The sequence below is a fragment of the Bacillus sp. RC252 genome, from assembly GCF_044909215.1.
GTDB lineage: Bacteria > Bacillota > Bacilli > Bacillales > Bacillaceae_G > Bacillus_A > Bacillus_A mycoides.
Genome location: NZ_JBIYDV010000008.1, coordinates 241293 through 258668, shown reverse-complemented (window position 1 = coordinate 258668; position 17376 = coordinate 241293). Strand labels below are relative to the sequence as shown.

Annotated in this window: 12 protein-coding genes and 3 pseudogenes; 13 read left to right on the top strand and 2 right to left on the bottom strand. The window is 37.1% G+C overall.

Annotated features, from left to right (window positions below):
• Positions 1 to 183: 183 nt before the first annotated feature.
• The 5 genes and pseudogenes from ABH960_RS14405 to aceA form a co-directional block, all read left to right on the top strand.
• Positions 184 to 288, top strand: a pseudogene (locus tag ABH960_RS14405) (S-layer homology domain-containing protein); the annotation flags it as partial.
• Between the two features lie 629 nt (positions 289 to 917).
• On the top strand, positions 918 to 1568 hold the full coding sequence (locus tag ABH960_RS14400) for an S-layer homology domain-containing protein (protein ID WP_404445976.1): 651 nt from the start codon (positions 918 to 920) through the stop codon (positions 1566 to 1568).
• A 362-nt stretch (positions 1569 to 1930) separates the two neighbouring features.
• The gene (locus ABH960_RS14395) at positions 1931 to 2596 is read left to right on the top strand and encodes an S-layer homology domain-containing protein (RefSeq protein WP_000727132.1); all 666 of its coding nucleotides are present in this window, start codon (positions 1931 to 1933) and stop codon (positions 2594 to 2596) included.
• Between the two features lie 187 nt (positions 2597 to 2783).
• Positions 2784 to 4373, top strand: coding sequence for a malate synthase A (gene aceB, locus ABH960_RS14390; RefSeq protein WP_404445973.1), 1590 nt, complete (start codon positions 2784 to 2786; stop codon positions 4371 to 4373).
• A gap of 25 nt (positions 4374 to 4398) precedes the next feature.
• Positions 4399 to 5676, top strand: coding sequence for an isocitrate lyase (gene aceA / locus ABH960_RS14385; protein WP_404445970.1), 1278 nt, complete (start codon positions 4399 to 4401; stop codon positions 5674 to 5676).
• 135 nt (positions 5677 to 5811) lie between these two features.
• Here the strand turns inward: aceA and ABH960_RS14380 are convergent, their stop codons facing one another.
• A complete protein-coding gene (locus ABH960_RS14380) occupies positions 5812 to 6306 on the bottom strand; it encodes a DUF6584 family protein (RefSeq protein ID WP_016119802.1) in 495 nt (164 codons plus the stop codon).
• Positions 6307 to 6581: 275 nt separating this feature from the next.
• Between ABH960_RS14380 and cspA the strand changes: the two genes are divergently transcribed.
• Both cspA and ABH960_RS14370 read left to right on the top strand, forming a co-directional pair.
• Entirely contained in the window at positions 6582 to 6785 is a 204-nt protein-coding gene (gene cspA / locus ABH960_RS14375) for an RNA chaperone/antiterminator CspA (RefSeq protein ID WP_002011282.1), read from the top strand.
• 26 nt (positions 6786 to 6811) lie between these two features.
• Positions 6812 to 7062 (top strand): annotated as a pseudogene (locus tag ABH960_RS14370) (hypothetical protein).
• A 50-nt stretch (positions 7063 to 7112) separates the two neighbouring features.
• Here ABH960_RS14370 and ABH960_RS14365 read toward each other — a convergent pair.
• A complete protein-coding gene (locus tag ABH960_RS14365) occupies positions 7113 to 7298 on the bottom strand; it encodes a hypothetical protein (protein ID WP_002011281.1) in 186 nt (61 codons plus the stop codon).
• A 302-nt stretch (positions 7299 to 7600) separates the two neighbouring features.
• On the opposite strand from ABH960_RS14365, the pseudogene ABH960_RS14360 reads away from it, so the two are divergent.
• The 6 genes and pseudogenes from ABH960_RS14360 to addA all read left to right on the top strand — a co-directional run.
• Positions 7601 to 7678, top strand: a pseudogene (locus tag ABH960_RS14360) (RNA-guided endonuclease TnpB family protein); the annotation flags it as partial.
• A gap of 49 nt (positions 7679 to 7727) precedes the next feature.
• On the top strand, positions 7728 to 8309 hold the full coding sequence (locus ABH960_RS14355; protein WP_002011279.1) for a competence protein ComK: 582 nt from the start codon (positions 7728 to 7730) through the stop codon (positions 8307 to 8309).
• A 334-nt stretch (positions 8310 to 8643) separates the two neighbouring features.
• Positions 8644 to 9237, top strand: coding sequence for a TVP38/TMEM64 family protein (locus ABH960_RS14350; protein WP_002030302.1), 594 nt, complete (start codon positions 8644 to 8646; stop codon positions 9235 to 9237).
• A gap of 210 nt (positions 9238 to 9447) precedes the next feature.
• The gene (gene lepB / locus ABH960_RS14345) at positions 9448 to 10011 is read left to right on the top strand and encodes a signal peptidase I (protein WP_088292275.1); all 564 of its coding nucleotides are present in this window, start codon (positions 9448 to 9450) and stop codon (positions 10009 to 10011) included.
• Between the two features lie 117 nt (positions 10012 to 10128).
• Positions 10129 to 13644 carry a helicase-exonuclease AddAB subunit AddB gene (gene addB / locus ABH960_RS14340; RefSeq protein WP_404445963.1) on the top strand — a complete coding sequence of 1172 codons (3516 nt, stop codon included), beginning with the start codon at positions 10129 to 10131 and terminating at the stop codon, positions 13642 to 13644.
• Positions 13641 to 17366 (top strand): helicase-exonuclease AddAB subunit AddA, encoded by a 3726-nt coding sequence (addA, locus tag ABH960_RS14335; RefSeq protein WP_404445960.1) that lies wholly within the window; start codon positions 13641 to 13643, stop codon positions 17364 to 17366. The genes addB and addA overlap by 4 nt, the downstream gene beginning before the upstream one ends.
• The last annotated feature ends 10 nt before the right edge of the window (positions 17367 to 17376 follow it).

The following is a 17376-nucleotide window of genomic DNA, read 5'->3' as shown; positions in this document are numbered from 1 at the left end:
TCTTTCTGTAAATAGCTTTTTTGTCATTTTGAACTTTCTCCGATCCCAATTTTCTCTCATTATACAAGAAATACCCTATAGAATAGACTTTTTTTTCAGTGTCTATTCTATAGGGTACATTTTAGATTATACTTGTACTTTTTTGTCTGAAAGGTGAAGTTTTTAGAAATAAAGGTTTTCTAAGTGAAAGAAAAACATACATTTACTGACATACCAGAAAACGATTGGGCTAAAGATACGATAAGCACCTTACAATCTAATAAAGCTATAGTTGGAACTGGTAATGGTTTATCCCGCTATTTGTGGGCAGTAAAACTCCCACCTCAAAATTCAGGTAGAGCAAAGAAGTTAGGTGGGAGCCCTGCTGCCCGTAAACGCCCGATTGGTGAGAGCCAATAATCAGTGGGGGATGAACAAAACCCCCACTGATTAAAGTTTCACTTTATTTGAACCAGAAAAACTTGTAACCCGTGAACAGTATGCGAAGTTCTTAAATAATGCAATTCATAGATTCTACGCAAACGATTAATCTATGAAGATCGAAAAAAGCGCAAATATGATATTTGCGCTTTTTTTGTCTATAAAGTGAAATTTTTATAAGTGAAGGACTTGATTAGTAGATAGTAGAATATTGTATATATAACATCTTTGCAAAAGCTTTTGTTTATCCTTTTTGAAAATCAAATAGAGAAACTAGAGCGCAAAGATAAGAATATTTCTTCAAATGATTTGCATGCAATTCAGAATACCAATTGGAATTGAGAGCGAATTGGCTCTCCTAGTAATCTTCAAAATAATAGATGTTAAAAATGCAATATATTACATAGGGCTTGCAAATACAGCATATGTAATATGGGGAAAGAATTTAGTCTATTATGTTCCACTTTTAATAAAGTGGAAATGAAGGAGCGAGGACTATGAAGAAAAAAATGTTCCGTATAATGGCGGCAGCGACTATTATGGGTGGATTATTGGTAAGTGCAAATGTTCCTAACATAAAAGCAGAAGAATATCCTGAAATGATTGTATTTGACGATGTCCCAGTAAACCATTGGGCATATGATTATATTCTAGATGCGGCATATAATAAAATTATGCTAGGTTATGGAAATGGAAAGTTTGGTGTAGGTGATAACGTAACACGTGAACAAGTGGCGGCAGTACTGTATCGCGCACTTAATATAAAACATGAAGGCCCATTAAAAAATCCTTATAAGGATATTTCTGAAAGATCAACAATGTTTCCAAATGAAATTTTAGCATTAACAGAGCGCGGTATTTTTAAAGGTGATGAGAAGGGGAACTTTAGACCTAGGGAAACAATTACACGTGCAGAAGTAGCGCAAGTTCTTACACAGGCATTTTCATTTGAAGTGAAGCAACAGCATACATTTAAAGATGTACCGAATAATTACTGGGCAAAAAATTCAATTAGTGCTCTGCAATCAAATAATGTCATAGTAGGGACAGGAAATGGAAAGTTTGAACCGAATAAAGTTGTAACACGTGAGCAATATGCAACATTTTTATATAAAGCTATTATTAATTTTCATTTGAAAGATGAATAACATGAAACGGAAGTTTTTTAAAAAATAGTACAAGAAAAATAAAATTATATTAATATATCATATTTCTTTAAAAAAAGCGCGGAAATTACGCGCTTTTTTCTTATTTTAAATTGTTTATCTGTATATTTATTCTGCTGTTCATAGTTCCGTGGTTAGTATTTATGGAAAAAACAAGTTAATTATAGTTACTTTTTATTGAAAAAAAGTACGATTTAGTAACTTTATTGTTAATTAAGTATAAAGATAAGTATGTGAAATACAGTTCACAAATTAGACAAACATTATATGGATAAGTGTATTGTTACTTTTCCGTAAATTCTTTATATTAGAAAAAAATATGTTTTTTTTAGGGAGAGAATACAGTGAAGAAAAAGATTTTAAAAGTAGCAACAGCTTTAACAATTATGGGTGGAGTTGCATTTAGTGCTGAAGGCGCTACAGCGAATGCCGAAGTAGCTGCTAAGCCTAAGCCACAACAAGCAAGTCAGGCTATCTTTAAAGATGTACCAGCAGGACATTGGTCTTACGAAGCAATTCAAACTTTAGCACAAGAAGAAATTATGCTTGGTTATGGAAATGGCGTGTTCGGTTTTGGACATAACATAACTCGTGAACAAGTAGCTGCTTTAATTTATCGTACTATCGATTTCAGTGAAGTATTCGAGGAAGGCGATATCCTTGAGAATCCATACAAAGATATTAATGAAAAATCAACAATGTTCTTAGAAGAAATTTTAGTATTAACAGAGGTAGGTATCTTTAACGGTGATGGAACTGGAAACTTTAGACCGAAAGATACACTAACACGTGCAGAAATGGCTCAAGTGCTTACAGTAGCATATGAATTAGAAGTAAAAGGAACACAAGGATTTAAAGATGTACCGAAAGGACATTGGGCATACAATGCGATTAATGCAGTAGGTTCAAATGGTATTTCTGTAGGAGATGGAACTGGAAACTTTGCTCCAAACATGAAAGTAACACGTGAACAATATGCGCAGTTCTTATTTAAAACAATTTTTGAATAAATAATAAAAAAGAGTCAGTGTTATATAACACTGACTCTTTTTTTGCTTGAAATCATAATGGATAAACACAGTTTTGTAAAAAAACCATTAAATTTTCAAAAAAAACTTCCTTTTCTGAAGATTTGTTATATAATATAAAACATAAAATCAAATCTGTTATAAGACAGTTTAAAAAGGGGATGCTAATATGTCGACGCAAACTTCACGGGTTACACTGGCCGGAGAAATGTTACCAGCGTACAACGAAATATTGACACCTGAGGCGCTTAGTTTTTTAAAGGAACTGCATGAAAATTTCAATGAACGCCGCACGGAACTTTTACAAAAGCGTGTGGAGAAACAAAAAAGAATTGATGCAGGCGAGTTTCCTACATTTTTAGAAGAAACAAAGCATATACGTGAAGGGGATTGGACAATCGCCCAGCTTCCGAAAGATTTAGAGGATCGCCGCGTGGAGATTACTGGACCGGTGGATAGAAAGATGGTCATTAACGCTTTGAATTCAGGAGCACATCTTTTTATGGCAGACTTTGAAGATTCGAATGCACCAACTTGGAGAAATGCTGTCGAAGGTCAAATTAACTTACGAGATGCGAGTAAGGGAACGATCTCACATAAAAATGAAAACGGTAAAGAATATCGTTTAAATAATAAAACAGCTGTATTAATTGTGCGTCCGAGAGGGTGGCATTTAGAAGACAAACATATGCAAGTTGACGGTAAGAACATGTCTGGCAGTTTAGTAGATTTTGGCTTGTACTTTTTCCATAATGCGAAGGTGCTTTTAGCAAGCGGAAGTGGCCCGTACTTTTACTTACCAAAAATGGAAAGTTACTTAGAGGCAAGATTATGGAATGACGTTTTCATATTCGCTCAAAAGTATATCGGTATTCCGAATGGAACGATTAAAGCGACTGTGTTAATAGAAACGATTCACGCTTCATTTGAAATGGATGAAATTTTGTATGAACTAAGAGATCATTCTGCTGGTTTAAACTGCGGACGATGGGATTATATATTTAGTTTCTTAAAGAGCTTCCGTAATCATAATGAATTTTTACTTCCGGATAGAGCGCAAGTTACGATGACAGCGCCGTTTATGCGCGCGTATTCTTTGAAAGTTATTCAAACGTGTCATCGTCGTAACGCGCCAGCAATCGGAGGGATGGCGGCGCAAATCCCAATTAAAAATGATCCAGAAGCAAATGAGGCAGCTTTCGAGAAAGTGCGTGCTGATAAGGAGCGCGAAGCTTTAGACGGTCATGATGGGACTTGGGTTGCCCACCCGGGACTTGTACCGGTTGCAATGGAAGTATTTAATCACATAATGAAAACGCCAAATCAAATTTTTAGAAAGCGTGAAGAAATACGTGTAACAGAAAAGGACTTATTAGAAGTGCCGATGGGAACGATTACAGAAGGTGGCCTTCGCACGAATATTAACGTCGGTATTCAATATATTGCATCTTGGTTAAGCGGGAGAGGAGCAGCTCCAATTTATAACTTAATGGAAGATGCGGCAACAGCGGAAATATCAAGAGCACAAGTATGGCAGTGGATTCGTCATGAGGGTGGAAAGTTAAGTGATGGCCGTAATATCACTTTTAAATTGATGGAAGAATTGAAAGAAGAAGAACTAGCAAAAATAGAAAGAGAGATTGGTAAGGAAGCATTTAATAAGGGGAGATTTGAAGAAGCAACAAAACTGTTTACAAACCTTGTTCGTAATAACGAGTTCATGCCGTTTTTAACATTACCGGGTTATGAAATTTTATAAGAAACAAGAAAAGGGGATGGAACATATGAAAAACGAAAGAATTGATAAATTGCAGGAAAGCTGGGAATTAGATACGCGCTGGAAAGGGATCACACGTCCATATACAGCTGAAGATGTAATTCGTCTGCGCGGATCGATTGATATTGAACATACGTTAGCGCGCTGTGGTGCAGAGAAGCTTTGGAAATCACTTCATACAGAAGATTATATTAATGCACTTGGGGCATTAACAGGAAACCAAGCGATGCAACAAGTGAAGGCTGGATTAAAAGCAATTTATTTAAGCGGTTGGCAAGTAGCGGCAGATGCGAACCTTTCTGGACATATGTATCCTGACCAAAGCTTATACCCAGCGAACAGTGTGCCAGCTGTTGTAAAGCGAATTAACCAAACGCTTCAACGTGCTGATCAAATTCAGCATATGGAAGGTAGCGGTGATACGGATTATTTCGTCCCAATTGTGGCGGATGCTGAAGCTGGGTTTGGTGGACAGTTAAACGTATTTGAATTAATGAAAGGGATGATTGAAGCGGGTGCATCTGGCGTGCACTTTGAAGACCAATTATCTTCAGAGAAAAAATGCGGGCATTTAGGCGGAAAAGTATTATTACCGACGCAAACAGCGGTGCGTAATTTAATTTCGGCACGTCTTGCTGCGGATGTAATGGGTGTACCAACAATTATCGTCGCTAGAACAGATGCAGATGCGGCAGATTTAATTACGAGCGATATCGATCCAGTTGATCAAGAGTTTATTACAGGTGAAAGAACACCAGAAGGGTTTTATCGTACGAAAGCAGGTCTTGATCAAGCGATTGCACGTGGTTTAGCGTATGCGCCGTATGCAGATCTCGTTTGGTGTGAAACGTCGGAGCCAAATTTAGAAGATGCAAAACGCTTTGCGGACGCAATTCATAAGAAATATCCAGGGAAGCTACTTGCTTACAACTGTTCCCCTTCTTTTAACTGGAAACAAAAGTTAGATGAAAAAACAATTGCAAGCTTCCAAAAAGAAATTGCATTATACGGTTATAAATTCCAGTTCGTAACGCTTGCTGGATTCCATTCATTAAATTACGGCATGTTTGAATTAGCGCGTGGTTATAAAGAGCGCGGCATGGCAGCGTACTCTGAATTACAACAAGCAGAGTTCGCAGCAGAAAAAGATGGTTACTCTGCAACGCGCCATCAACGCGAAGTAGGAACAGGATACTTTGATGAAGTAGCACAAGTAATTACGGGCGGTACTTCATCAACGACTGCTCTAAAAGGATCCACAGAAGAAGAACAGTTTACGAAATAAAGGTATAAGTAGGTGCCCCCAAAAAATTTTTGGGGCACTTTTCTTATTTATTATTACGTCGCTGACATTGTTAAACTTTGTGGGAAAGTTGATGTGATTTTATTTGTCGTCGTATTGTGGGACGTTCACTTCTATTTAAAATATCCAATCTAATATAGTGAATATACCAACGATAGCAGTAAAAAGAAGGAATGCGAATAATGATAGACAGCCCCATGTAAATAGTTTGTCTTTCCATGTTTCTTCATAATCATCAATTAGTTCTTCTATCACTTTTTTCTGCAATGGCTGTAAGGGACGTTCGGTTTGTAGTCCTGTAATAATGTTACGATCTCCTTTGAATTTTAAAGCACGTACAATATGATAAGAGTCGTTTCCCATCGATTTTTCAAATTGTAGACATGCCGCGTGCATAACATCTGTTTTCTCTTTTTCAAGATACCAATACCGTCCAGCCATTTCTGGGTATTGTAATGTAAAGTAAATGTCACCGAGTTTTTTCCTAAGTGCTAATTCATTCGGATAAGTAGTGATTAATCCGTGTAATCTATCTCTTGCTTTTCCAAGGTTGTTATTTTCAATATCTTTTTCAATTCTCTTTAATGTTTTTTTAGGGATTATTTCTGTCATACACGCCTCCTTATTAGAATAGGTGTGGTTATATTTTATAAGAAATACTAAAATTTAGAAATTTTATTTTTAAAAAGATTGTACATTCTATTTTAAGTGTGTTATGATAATACCAGTTGAATAATTAAATTAAGCAATCCATATATTATCAAATGCCGAAAACAAACGGGAAAAAGTATGTGAGAACTAGTTTATGTTTCGAATTTGATAATGTGTGGATTCTTTTTTTATACATGAAGACTAAATAAAATGTATTTTCGTAGGAGGAAATAATTATGACAGTTACAGGACAAGTAAAATGGTTTAACAACGAAAAAGGCTTCGGTTTCATCGAAGTTCCAGGCGAAAACGATGTATTCGTACATTTCTCTGCAATCGAAACTGATGGTTTCAAATCTTTAGAAGAAGGCCAAAAAGTTAGCTTCGAAATCGAAGATGGCAACCGTGGACCTCAAGCTAAAAACGTAATCAAACTATAATTTTATAGTTTATTATAGAAAAAAGGATGGCTTATGCCATCCTTTTTTTTGTTGTTGAGATATACGATATTTATATTAGTAATAAAGACAGCCTAAAAAGTACGATTGAAGGAATAAAGGCGTACTCGAAAACTTATGAAAATGATAAAGTGACGGTAATTGATTTGAGGAAGTCTCATTCTCGGTATTTAGATCAAGAACCATATTACAGGTTGAAAGAGATACAGAGAATCTTGGAAGAAAAAATAGTAGGTTTTTTGAGGATGAAGAAGAATGAAGGAAATGGCAATCAGTATGTAAAAAGGGCTTTCCGTAAAGGAAGGCCTTTTAGTGTTCTTTCACAGCTTTTTTCTTTTCACGTTTCTTGCATTCTGGACATTTAGATTTACGAAAAGGCTTCGCGAAGAACAGTAAAATAAAAAATAAACCGAATATAATACTCGCTGAATTTTTTACGATAACAATGCTACTATTTTTCATTTGAATTGTTGGATGATCTTGCTTTTCTTCCATGAGAGACCTCCGTATATTTGATTTATATTTTAATTATAGCAAAATTAATTGCTGTAATTATATGAAAAGGGGAATGTGTTAAACATATTACAAATGATATAAATTCTTTTTTCGTATATAGAATCCTTTTTTTATACAGATTATCCCTTTAATATTCAAATATCATAATTAACAAATTTATATTATATTTGATTTATTATAAGTATTTGTAAAGAATCGTGGAATGTAAACCATTTCCTTTTCGTAGGTGCTACTATAAAAGGGAAATGAAGAAGGGAAATTAAATAGCAATCGAAAATTAAAAAAAGAGAGGTGAAAAATCTGTTACTAACAAAAGAGCGAGTATAGATAAAAGTATTCTTAGCGTGCAAAAACTACATACTCTAAGGATATACATTTTCCTATATTTGTAGTAGCAGACAGTAGACTATGGAAAGTAAAGTAGAACGTTATGTCGAAAACTATGTTGTAAGCAAAAATACAATGGCCTTACTTCCTGTTGTTCTAGGAGAAAAGAAAGTTGTTACGCGAATTGTAGAAATGGAAGATTCTTTTTTCGTATTTCAAAAGCCTCTTGATATTATAGAGAGAAGTTGCCGGAAGCATGGTTCTAGTTTCTTTGGAAGAAAAGAAGGAACGAAGGAGTTAACGCGTATTACACATAAAGCTCCTATCGCAATTAGCCCGACAGATCAACTTTATTTTTTCCCTACGTATTCTTATTCTCGAAAAGAGTGCGCGTGGTTATCTCATTTTCATATTGAAGATAATAAAGAATTAAAAGATGGAAATCTTATTATTAGATTTATAAATGGTTTCGCTGTGAAACTAGAAATGTCAAAAAGTAGCTTTGAAAATCAGCAAAATCGTACAGCGAAATTACGGACAGAGTATGAAGATCGTAAGAAAAAACAAGGAAATCCTTGCTTTAAAGAGATTGATAAAAATGAAGAATCTAAATTAACACCAGCATATGAGAAAGTGTATTTTGTGAAGGAAGGCGAAGTGTGAGAGGGAAAGGATGGGGAGACTCATCCTTTTTATTTGTCTGTTTTTGTCGGAAAGTCGATAAAAATCAAATTGTGGTCGATGTATTCAGAAAATCACCGGTGTAATTTCATTTACCGAAAAAATCATCAAAAAATATTGTTCCTCAAACAATCAAACGTACAACAAACCTTGTCGAATATTGAAAGATTATCATAGCATAATAATGAAGGAATTCTAGCGGATGATATGGAAACTTTAATAAATACATCTCCATATGTCGTATCTACCATTTCCTCTTTCATTTAAGCGATGATACAGTAGAGGTAGTAATTAGAGTAAAGGGGTAAAGTGTAGAATGGATTTTCAAACAATCAAAGAGTATTTTTCACCAGAAAATATGGATCATATTGTTGAAAGTTATCGTGCGTTCGGACCGCTTCTCGGTATTGGCTTACCGATGATAGAGGCGCTTATTCCGGCATTGCCACTCATTGTGTTTGTGTTGGCGAATGCTGTTGCATTTGGTTTTTGGTTCGGTTTTCTTTATTCATGGATTGGGTCAGTAATTGGTGCAATGCTTGTATTTTTCATTATTCGTAGCTTTGGAAGAAGTCGTTTCTTTTCTTTTGTAAATAAGCATGAGAGAGTGCGAAAAGCGATGGGATGGATTGAAAGAAAAGGGTTCGCGCCAATCTTTGTTATATTTTGTTTTCCGTTCACACCATCTGCGCTTATAAACGTTGTAGCTGGTTTATCTCGCATTAGCGTAAAACAGTTTGGACTAGCATTAGCATTTGGAAAGCTTGTTATGATCTTTATTTTAACGTATATCGGTCATGATTTAGTGTCATTTATTCATAAGCCGGTGAAATCTGTTATTGTGGGCGTTGTTATTTTTATTTTATGGTATGTCGGTAAAAAAATTGAAGTAAAGTTAGAACTACAGTAGGAAAAGTCTTCTTTGTCCCGCTATTTGAGGGCAATAAAACTCCCACCAAAAAATTCGACTGAAGCAAAGAAGTTAAGTGGGAGATCAAACTGCCCGTAAATGCCCGATTGGTGCGGGCTAATAATCGGTGGGGGATGAACAAAACCCCCACCGATTAAGTTTCACTTTATAAATGCAAGCTTCATTATTAAAGGGCGAGGGGAGAAGCGAATGAAGAAAACTTTGAAAAAAGAAGGGCTAGAGTGGATAAGAACAATTTTAATTGGTGTACTATTAGCTGTATTTTTTCGAACGTTTTTCTTTTCAACGTACGTTGTAGAGGGAAAGTCAATGATGCCGACATTGCAAGATGGAAATATGCTCGTTGTGAATAAGGTGAGTTATCAAGTAGGGGACTTGAATCGATTTGATGTCGTCGTTTTTCATGCGAATAAAAAAGAGGACTATGTAAAGCGAATTATTGGTTTACCTGGGGATCATATCGAATATAAGCATGATAAATTATATATAAACGGACAATTCGTGGAGGAACCTTATTTAGAGACGTATAAGAAAGAGGCGAATGGACGGCAATTAACAGGTGATTTTAAATTAGAAGAATTAACGAAAGAAAAGTTTGTACCACCCGGTTCTATTTTTGTAGTTGGTGACAACCGCCTTGGTAGTTGGGATAGTAGGCACTTCGGCTTTGTGAAAGCTGATACAGTTGTCGGTAAAGTTGATTTACGATATTGGCCGATTCAAGAGGTACAAACGAATTTTTCAAAAGGCTGATATAATAAAATGAAGTATAAGGAAAAGACAAACGAGTATGTTTGTCTTTTTTATCGTCCTATAATACAATTGTGATAGCAAACTAACGTTCGTTATGTAAGTGAAAGGTGGGGTTACATGTCACTTCGATTTGTGATTGGTAGAGCTGGAAGTGGAAAAAGTACACTTTGTTTACACGAAGTGCAAGAAGAGTTAAAACAGCGCCCAAGAGGGAAAACAATATTATATCTTGTGCCAGAACAGATGACATTCCAAACGCAGCAGGCGTTAATTGGGAGCGAAGATGTAAGAGGTTCTATTCGGGCACAAGTTTTTAGTTTTTCGCGATTAGCGTGGAAGGTGCTGCAAGAAGTTGGCGGAGCGAGTCGTCTTCATATTGATGAAGCTGGTGTACATATGTTGCTTCGTAAAATTGTAGAGTCTCGTAAAGATGGACTATCTGTGTTTCAAAAAGCAGCGGAGCAAAACGGTTTCTTTGAACATCTTGGTAGTATGATTGCTGAGTTTAAACGTTACAATGTAACGCCGTCTAACGTATATGAAATGTGGCAACAATTAGACACACATAGCAGTAGTGCAGAGCAAAAGCTACTAGCGAATAAAGTGTATGATTTACAGTTACTATATGATGATTTTGAACGTGCTTTAATCGGAAAGTATTTAGATTCAGAAGACTACTTACAATTATTAATTGAGAAGCTTTCAGACTCTGAGTATGTAAAAGACGCGGAAATTTATATAGATGGATTCCATTCATTTTCTCCTCAAGAGCTAGAAATCGTTAGAGGGCTAATGAGATTAGGGACAAGAGTAACAATAACATTAACGATAGATGAAAAAACGTTAGCGCAGCCAGTGAATGAACTAGATTTATTTTATGAAACGACGTTAACGTATGAAAAAATAAAACAAGTAGCGCGTGAAGAGAAAATAGAAATTGAAAAAACAATTCCACTTATGGAACAACCGCGTTTTCATTCTCCAGCATTAGCTCATTTAGAAACGCATTATGAAGCGCGTCCGAATGAAAAGTATCATGGTGAAGCGAGTGTGACAATTAGTACAGCAGCTAATTTACGAGCTGAAGTAGAAGGTGTAGCTCGTGAAATTAGAAGACTTGTGGCGGATGAAGACTATCGTTACCGAGATATCGCAGTCCTTCTTCGTAACGGAGAAAGTTATTACGACGTAATGCGAACGTTATTTACGGATTATAATATCCCGCATTTCATCGATGAAAAACGCCCAATGTCACATCATCCGCTAGTAGAATGTATTCGTTCTGCACTCGAGATTATTAGCGGGAATTGGCGTTATGATGCAGTATTTCGCTGCGTGAAAACAGAGCTTTTATATCCATTAGATGTAAGAAAAGAAGCGATGCGCGAAGAGATGGATGAGTTTGAAAACTACTGTTTAGCGTACGGTGTACAAGGGAAGAGATGGACTTCTGAAGATCCGTGGATGTATCGTCGTTATCGTTCTCTTGATGATGCGAGCGAAATGATAACAGACAGTGAGCGTGAAATGGAAGAGAAAATAAATCGACTTCGCGACGTTGTAAGAACGCCAGTTATTCGTATGCAAAAAAGACTGAAGCGTGCTGGAACAGTTATGCAAATGTGCGAAGCGGTATATTTATTTTTAGAGGAGCTTGACGTTCCGAAAAAACTAGAAGAATTACGTGTTCGTGCAGAAGAAAATGGAGATTTCTTATTTGCGACAGACCATGAGCAAGTATGGGAAGAAGTGATGAATCTTCTTGATACGTTCGTTGAGATGCTTGGCGAAGAGAAGATGTCCCTTTCAATGTTTACGGAGGTTATGTCGACAGGTCTTGAGGCACTTCAATTTGCGAACATTCCGCCGTCACTAGATCAAGTGTTAGTTGCTAATATTGATCATTCTAGATTATCAGATATTAAAGCGACGTTCATTATTGGAGTAAATGAAGGAGTGATTCCAGCAGCGCCTATGGATGAAGGTATGCTTTCTGATGAGGAAAGAAATGTTCTCACCGCTGCAGGTATCGAATTAGCACCAACGACGAGACAAACTTTATTAGAAGAACAGTTCGTTATGTATCAAATGGTGACGAGAGCATCTGAGAAGTTATACATTTCCTGTCCGCTTGCGGATGAAGAAGGAAAGACGTTACTTGCTTCTAGTTTTATTAAAAAAATAAAAAGAATGTTCCCTGATGTGAAAGAATCGTTTATTACGAATGATGTAAATGACTTATCGCGTTCGGAACAAATCTCATATGTAGCAACGCCAGAAGTAACGTTGTCTTATGTCATGCAGCAATTGCAAACGTGGAAGCGTTACGGATTTGAAGGCAATTTAGACTTTTGGTGGGACGTATATAACTTCTACGTTACTTCAGATGAATGGAAGCAAAAAAGTAGCCGTGTGTTATCAAGTTTATTCTACCGAAATCGTGCACAGAAACTAAGTACAGATGTAAGTAGGGATTTATATGGAGATACAATTAAGGGAAGCGTTTCTCGTATGGAGCTATTTAATCGCTGTGCGTACGCTCATTTTGCTCAGCACGGTTTATCGCTAAGAGAGCGTGATATTTTCAAACTTGATGCGCCAGATATCGGTGAGTTATTCCATGCGGCGCTGAAGAGAATTGCAGACAAGTTATTACGTGAAAATCGGACTTGGGCGGATTTATCAATAAAAGAGTGTGAACACCTTTCTGCTTTAGTAATAGAAGAAATTGCACCGTTATTACAAAGACAAATTTTATTAAGTTCGAACCGTCATTTCTATTTAAAGCAAAAACTACAACAAATCATTTTCCGTACGTCACTTATTCTTCGTGAACATGCGAAGTCGAGTGGATTTGTACCAGTTGATTTAGAAGTACCGTTCGGTATGGGCGGGACTGGATCTCTTCCACCAATGGAATTTGCGTTGCCAAATGGTGTGAAGATGGAAGTAGTTGGCCGTATTGACCGTGTTGATAAGGCGGAAGATGAGAGTGGTACGTTCCTTCGTATTATTGATTATAAATCAAGTTCGAAAGCGTTAGATTTAACAGAAGTGTATTACGGACTCGCACTTCAAATGTTAACGTATTTAGATGTTGTTACTTCAAATGCACATACGTGGATGAAAAAGGGCAGTACTGCATCACCGGCGGGTGTATTGTATTTCCATATTCATAACCCGATTGTTGAGATGAAAGGCGATGCATCTGAAGAAGAAATTGAGAAAGAAATTTTAAAGAAATTTAAAATGAAAGGTCTCGTACTAGGAGATGCTGACGTTGTGCGTTTAATGGATAATAAACTTTCAACAGGAAGCTCTGATATTATTTCTGCTGGTCTGAAAAAAGATGGTAGTTTTAGTGCGCGTTCTAGCATTGCAAGTGAACAAGAGTTTAACGTACTTCAAAAATATGTACACCACTCGTTTGAAAATATCGGAAAAGACATTACAGAAGGTGTTATCGATATTGCTCCTTACAAAAAGGGGAATAAAGCGGCATGTACGTTCTGTAACTTCAAATCTGTTTGTCAATTTGATGAATCACTTGAAGATAACCAATTCCGTACGTTAAAAGATATGAAAGATAGCGAAGCGATGGAGAAAATTAGAGAGGAGGTTGGCGGAGAATGATAGAAAATTGGCCTCAGAAACTAGAAGGTAGTCAATGGACAGATGACCAGTGGAAAGCGGTTGTAGCGAACGGACGTGATATTTTAGTCGCAGCGGCAGCTGGATCAGGGAAAACAGCGGTATTAGTTGAACGTATTATTAAAAAGATTATAAGTGAGGAAAATCCAGTCGATGTCGACCGCTTGCTCGTTGTAACATTTACGAATGCAGCAGCGCAAGAAATGAAAAATCGAATTGGGGAAGCGTTAGAAAAAGTATTAATTGATGGGCCAGGTTCACAGCATATAAGAAAGCAGCTTAGCTTATTAAATAAAGCTTCCATTTCTACAATTCATTCATTTTGTTTACAAGTTATTAGAGGATATTATTACATGCTTGATGTCGATCCTCGTTTTCGTATTGCGAACCAAACAGAAAATGAGTTATTAAAAGAAGAAGTGCTAGATGACATATTAGAAGAAGAATATGGAATCGAAGATAATAGTATTTTCTTTGAACTAGTTGATCGTTATACGAGTGACCGTAGTGACGATGACTTACAACGAATGATTTTAGCGCTTCATACAGAATCAAGAGCGCATCCAAACCCGGAGAAGTGGCTTGATAAATTAGTAGAAGCATACGACGTTGAAGGAAAGACGATTGAAGATTTAGTGTACGCTTCTTACTTATTAGAAGATGTGAAGTTTCAGCTTGAAACAGCGGAAAAGCATATTCGTAAGGCGACTGAACTCGCAATGCTTCCTGATGGTCCAGCGCCTCGCGTTGAAACTTTACAAGCGGATTTAGCTTTACTTGGAACGTTATCCTCAGCAGCGCGTGGATCGTGGACAAGCGTTTATGAAGCGATGCAAAATGTATCGTGGCAAACGTTAAAGCGTATTAAAAAAAGTGATTACAACGAAGATGTTGTAAAACAAGTAGATTCTCTTCGTAATAAAGCGAAAGATGAAGTAAAGAAATTACAAGAAGAGCTATTTAGCCGCAGACCCGAAAGTTTCTTACGAGATTTTCAAGATATGCATCCTGTATTAGAAAAACTCGTGAAGCTTGTAAAAGTATTTACAGAGCGTTTCCAAGCGATTAAGCGAGATAAAGGAATGGTCGATTTCACAGATTTAGAGCATTTCTGTTTGCAAATTTTAAGCGAGCAAAGTGAAGACGGTGAAATGAAGCCGTCAGCAGTAGCACTTCAATATCGTAATAAATTTGCTGAAGTACTAGTTGATGAATATCAAGATACGAATTTCGTACAGGAATCAATTATTAAATTTGTAACGAAAGATTCCGAGAGTGAAGGAAACTTGTTCATGGTTGGTGACGTAAAACAGTCAATCTATCGTTTCCGACTAGCAGAGCCTGGTTTATTCTTAGGAAAATATAAACGTTTCACACAAGAAGGATCGGGCGGCGGAATGAAGATTGACTTAGCGAAAAACTTCCGTAGCCGTCATGAAGTGCTAGCAGGTACGAACTTTATTTTCAAACAAATTATGGGCGAAGAAGTCGGCGAAATCGATTATGATGCTGACGCTGAATTAAAGCTAGGTGCTAGCTATCCAGAAGGTGAAGATGTAGCGGCAGAGCTATTATGTATTCAGCAAACTGAGGAAGAAGTGCAAGACGGTGAAGAAGGTGCCGAAGTAGAAAAAGCGCAGCTTGAAGCTCGTCTTATGGCGCAGCGTATTAAAGCAATGGTCGATTCAGGCTATGAAGTGTATGATCGTAAAACCGATAGTATGCGCCCAGTGCAATATCGTGATTTCGTTATTTTACTTCGCTCCATGCCATGGGCGCCGCAAATTATGGAAGAGTTAAAACTACAAGGAATTCCGGTATATGCTGACCTTGCGACTGGTTACTTTGAAGCGACAGAAGTAAATATTATGATGAACGTATTCCGCGTCATTGATAACCCGATGCAAGATATTCCGCTTGCAGCTGTACTTCGTTCACCGATCGTTGGACTAAATGACGAAGAACTTGCGACGCTTCGTGCTCATGGAAAGAAAGGCTCGTTTTATGAAGTGATGAGCTCATTCTTAAAGGGAGCGCCGCTTGAAGAAGAACAAGAACTGCATGATAAATTAGAGTGGTTTTATAACTTACTGCAAGGGTGGCGTGAATTTGCGCGTCAACAATCTCTTTCTGATTTAATTTGGAAAGTGTACGGTGAGACAGGCTATTACGACTTTGTCGGCGGTTTACCAGCCGGAAAGCAAAGGCAAGCAAACTTACGCGTACTATATGATCGCGCAAGACAATATGAAGCAACATCGTTTAGAGGATTATTCCGCTTCTTGCGCTTTATTGAGCGTATTTTAGAACGCGGAGATGATATGGGAACGGCGAGAGCTTTAGGTGAACAAGAAGATGTTGTTCGCATTATGACGATTCATAAAAGTAAAGGGCTAGAGTTCCCAGTCGTGTTTGTAGCTGGACTTGGTCGCCGTTTTAATACACAAGATTTAATGAAGCGTTTCTTACTTCATAAAGATTTTGGTTTCGGTTCACAATTTATCGATCCTCGTAAACGAATTAAATATACGACATTATCGCAACTAGCGATTAAGCGTAAAATGAAGATGGAATTAATTGCGGAAGAAATGCGCGTACTATACGTAGCGTTAACACGTGCAAAAGAGAAGTTAATTTTAATTGGAACAGTTAAAGATGCCAATAAAGAAATGGAAAAATGGCTCGATGCAAGAGAGCATAGTGAATGGTTATTACCAGACCATATTCGTGCCGGAGCGTCTTGCTACTTAGACTGGATTGCACCTTCCTTATATAGACACCGTGATAGTGAAATGCTTCTTGAATTAGGACAAGGAAATATTCCAGGCGAAATTTATGAATATAGTGCTAGCTGGAAAGTGGAAGTTGTTGAAGGAAAAGATTTACTTGCACCAGAACCAGTTCAAGAAGAGAAACAAGAGTTATTAGAAGCGCTTCGCGATAAAAAAGCTGTTCCGTTAGAAAGTGAACGGAAAGAAGAAGTGTATGACAGATTGATGTGGGAATACGGGTATGCGGACGCGACATCTCACCGTGCGAAACAGTCTGTTACAGAAATAAAGAGAAATTATCAATCTGAAGAAGGTAGCGATAACGCCTTTATTAAAAAACTTCGTGCACCAATTAAAACACGTCCGCGCTTTATGGAGAAAAAAGGGCTAACATACGCAGAGCGAGGGACAGCAGTCCATGCCGTTATGCAGCATGTAGATTTGAAGAAACCAATTACGATTGAAGTTCTTCAAGAACAAATTGCAAGAATGGTAAATAAAGAACTATTAACATTTGAACAAGCTGAAGAAATAGCGATTGAAAAGGTAATTTCATTCTTTGACAGTGACTTAGGTAAAAGGTTATTAGCAGCAAAAAGTGTTGAGCGCGAAGTACCATTTACGATGATGCTTTCAGCAGAAGAAGCGTATCAAGATTGGCAAGGGAAGAAAGGCGAATCAATACTTGTCCAAGGGGTTATCGACTGCATGATCGAAGAGGAAGACGGAATTACTTTAATCGACTTTAAAACAGATACGATTGAAGGAAAGTTCCCAGGCGGATTTGATCAAGCGAAACCAATTTTAGAAGACCGATACAAAGTACAGCTTTCACTATATGCAAAAGCACTCGAGAAAAGCTTAAAACATCCTGTGAAAGAGAAATGTTTATATTTCTTTGATGGAAATCATGTTGTAAATATTGACGAATAGAGCTTAGAAA

Coding starts and splice junctions, on each gene's coding strand:
- ABH960_RS14380 (WP_016119802.1), bottom strand. CDS start 6,306: ATGACAGAAATAATCCCTAAAAAAACATTAAAGAGAATTGAAAAAGAT.
- addB (WP_404445963.1), top strand. CDS start 10,129: ATGTCACTTCGATTTGTGATTGGTAGAGCTGGAAGTGGAAAAAGTACA.
- aceB (WP_404445973.1), top strand. CDS start 2,784: ATGTCGACGCAAACTTCACGGGTTACACTGGCCGGAGAAATGTTACCA.
- lepB (WP_088292275.1), top strand. CDS start 9,448: ATGAAGAAAACTTTGAAAAAAGAAGGGCTAGAGTGGATAAGAACAATT.
- aceA (WP_404445970.1), top strand. CDS start 4,399: ATGAAAAACGAAAGAATTGATAAATTGCAGGAAAGCTGGGAATTAGAT.
- addA (WP_404445960.1), top strand. CDS start 13,641: ATGATAGAAAATTGGCCTCAGAAACTAGAAGGTAGTCAATGGACAGAT.
- ABH960_RS14365 (WP_002011281.1), bottom strand. CDS start 7,298: ATGGAAGAAAAGCAAGATCATCCAACAATTCAAATGAAAAATAGTAGC.
- ABH960_RS14350 (WP_002030302.1), top strand. CDS start 8,644: ATGGATTTTCAAACAATCAAAGAGTATTTTTCACCAGAAAATATGGAT.
- ABH960_RS14355 (WP_002011279.1), top strand. CDS start 7,728: ATGGAAAGTAAAGTAGAACGTTATGTCGAAAACTATGTTGTAAGCAAA.
- cspA (WP_002011282.1), top strand. CDS start 6,582: ATGACAGTTACAGGACAAGTAAAATGGTTTAACAACGAAAAAGGCTTC.
- ABH960_RS14400 (WP_404445976.1), top strand. CDS start 918: ATGAAGAAAAAAATGTTCCGTATAATGGCGGCAGCGACTATTATGGGT.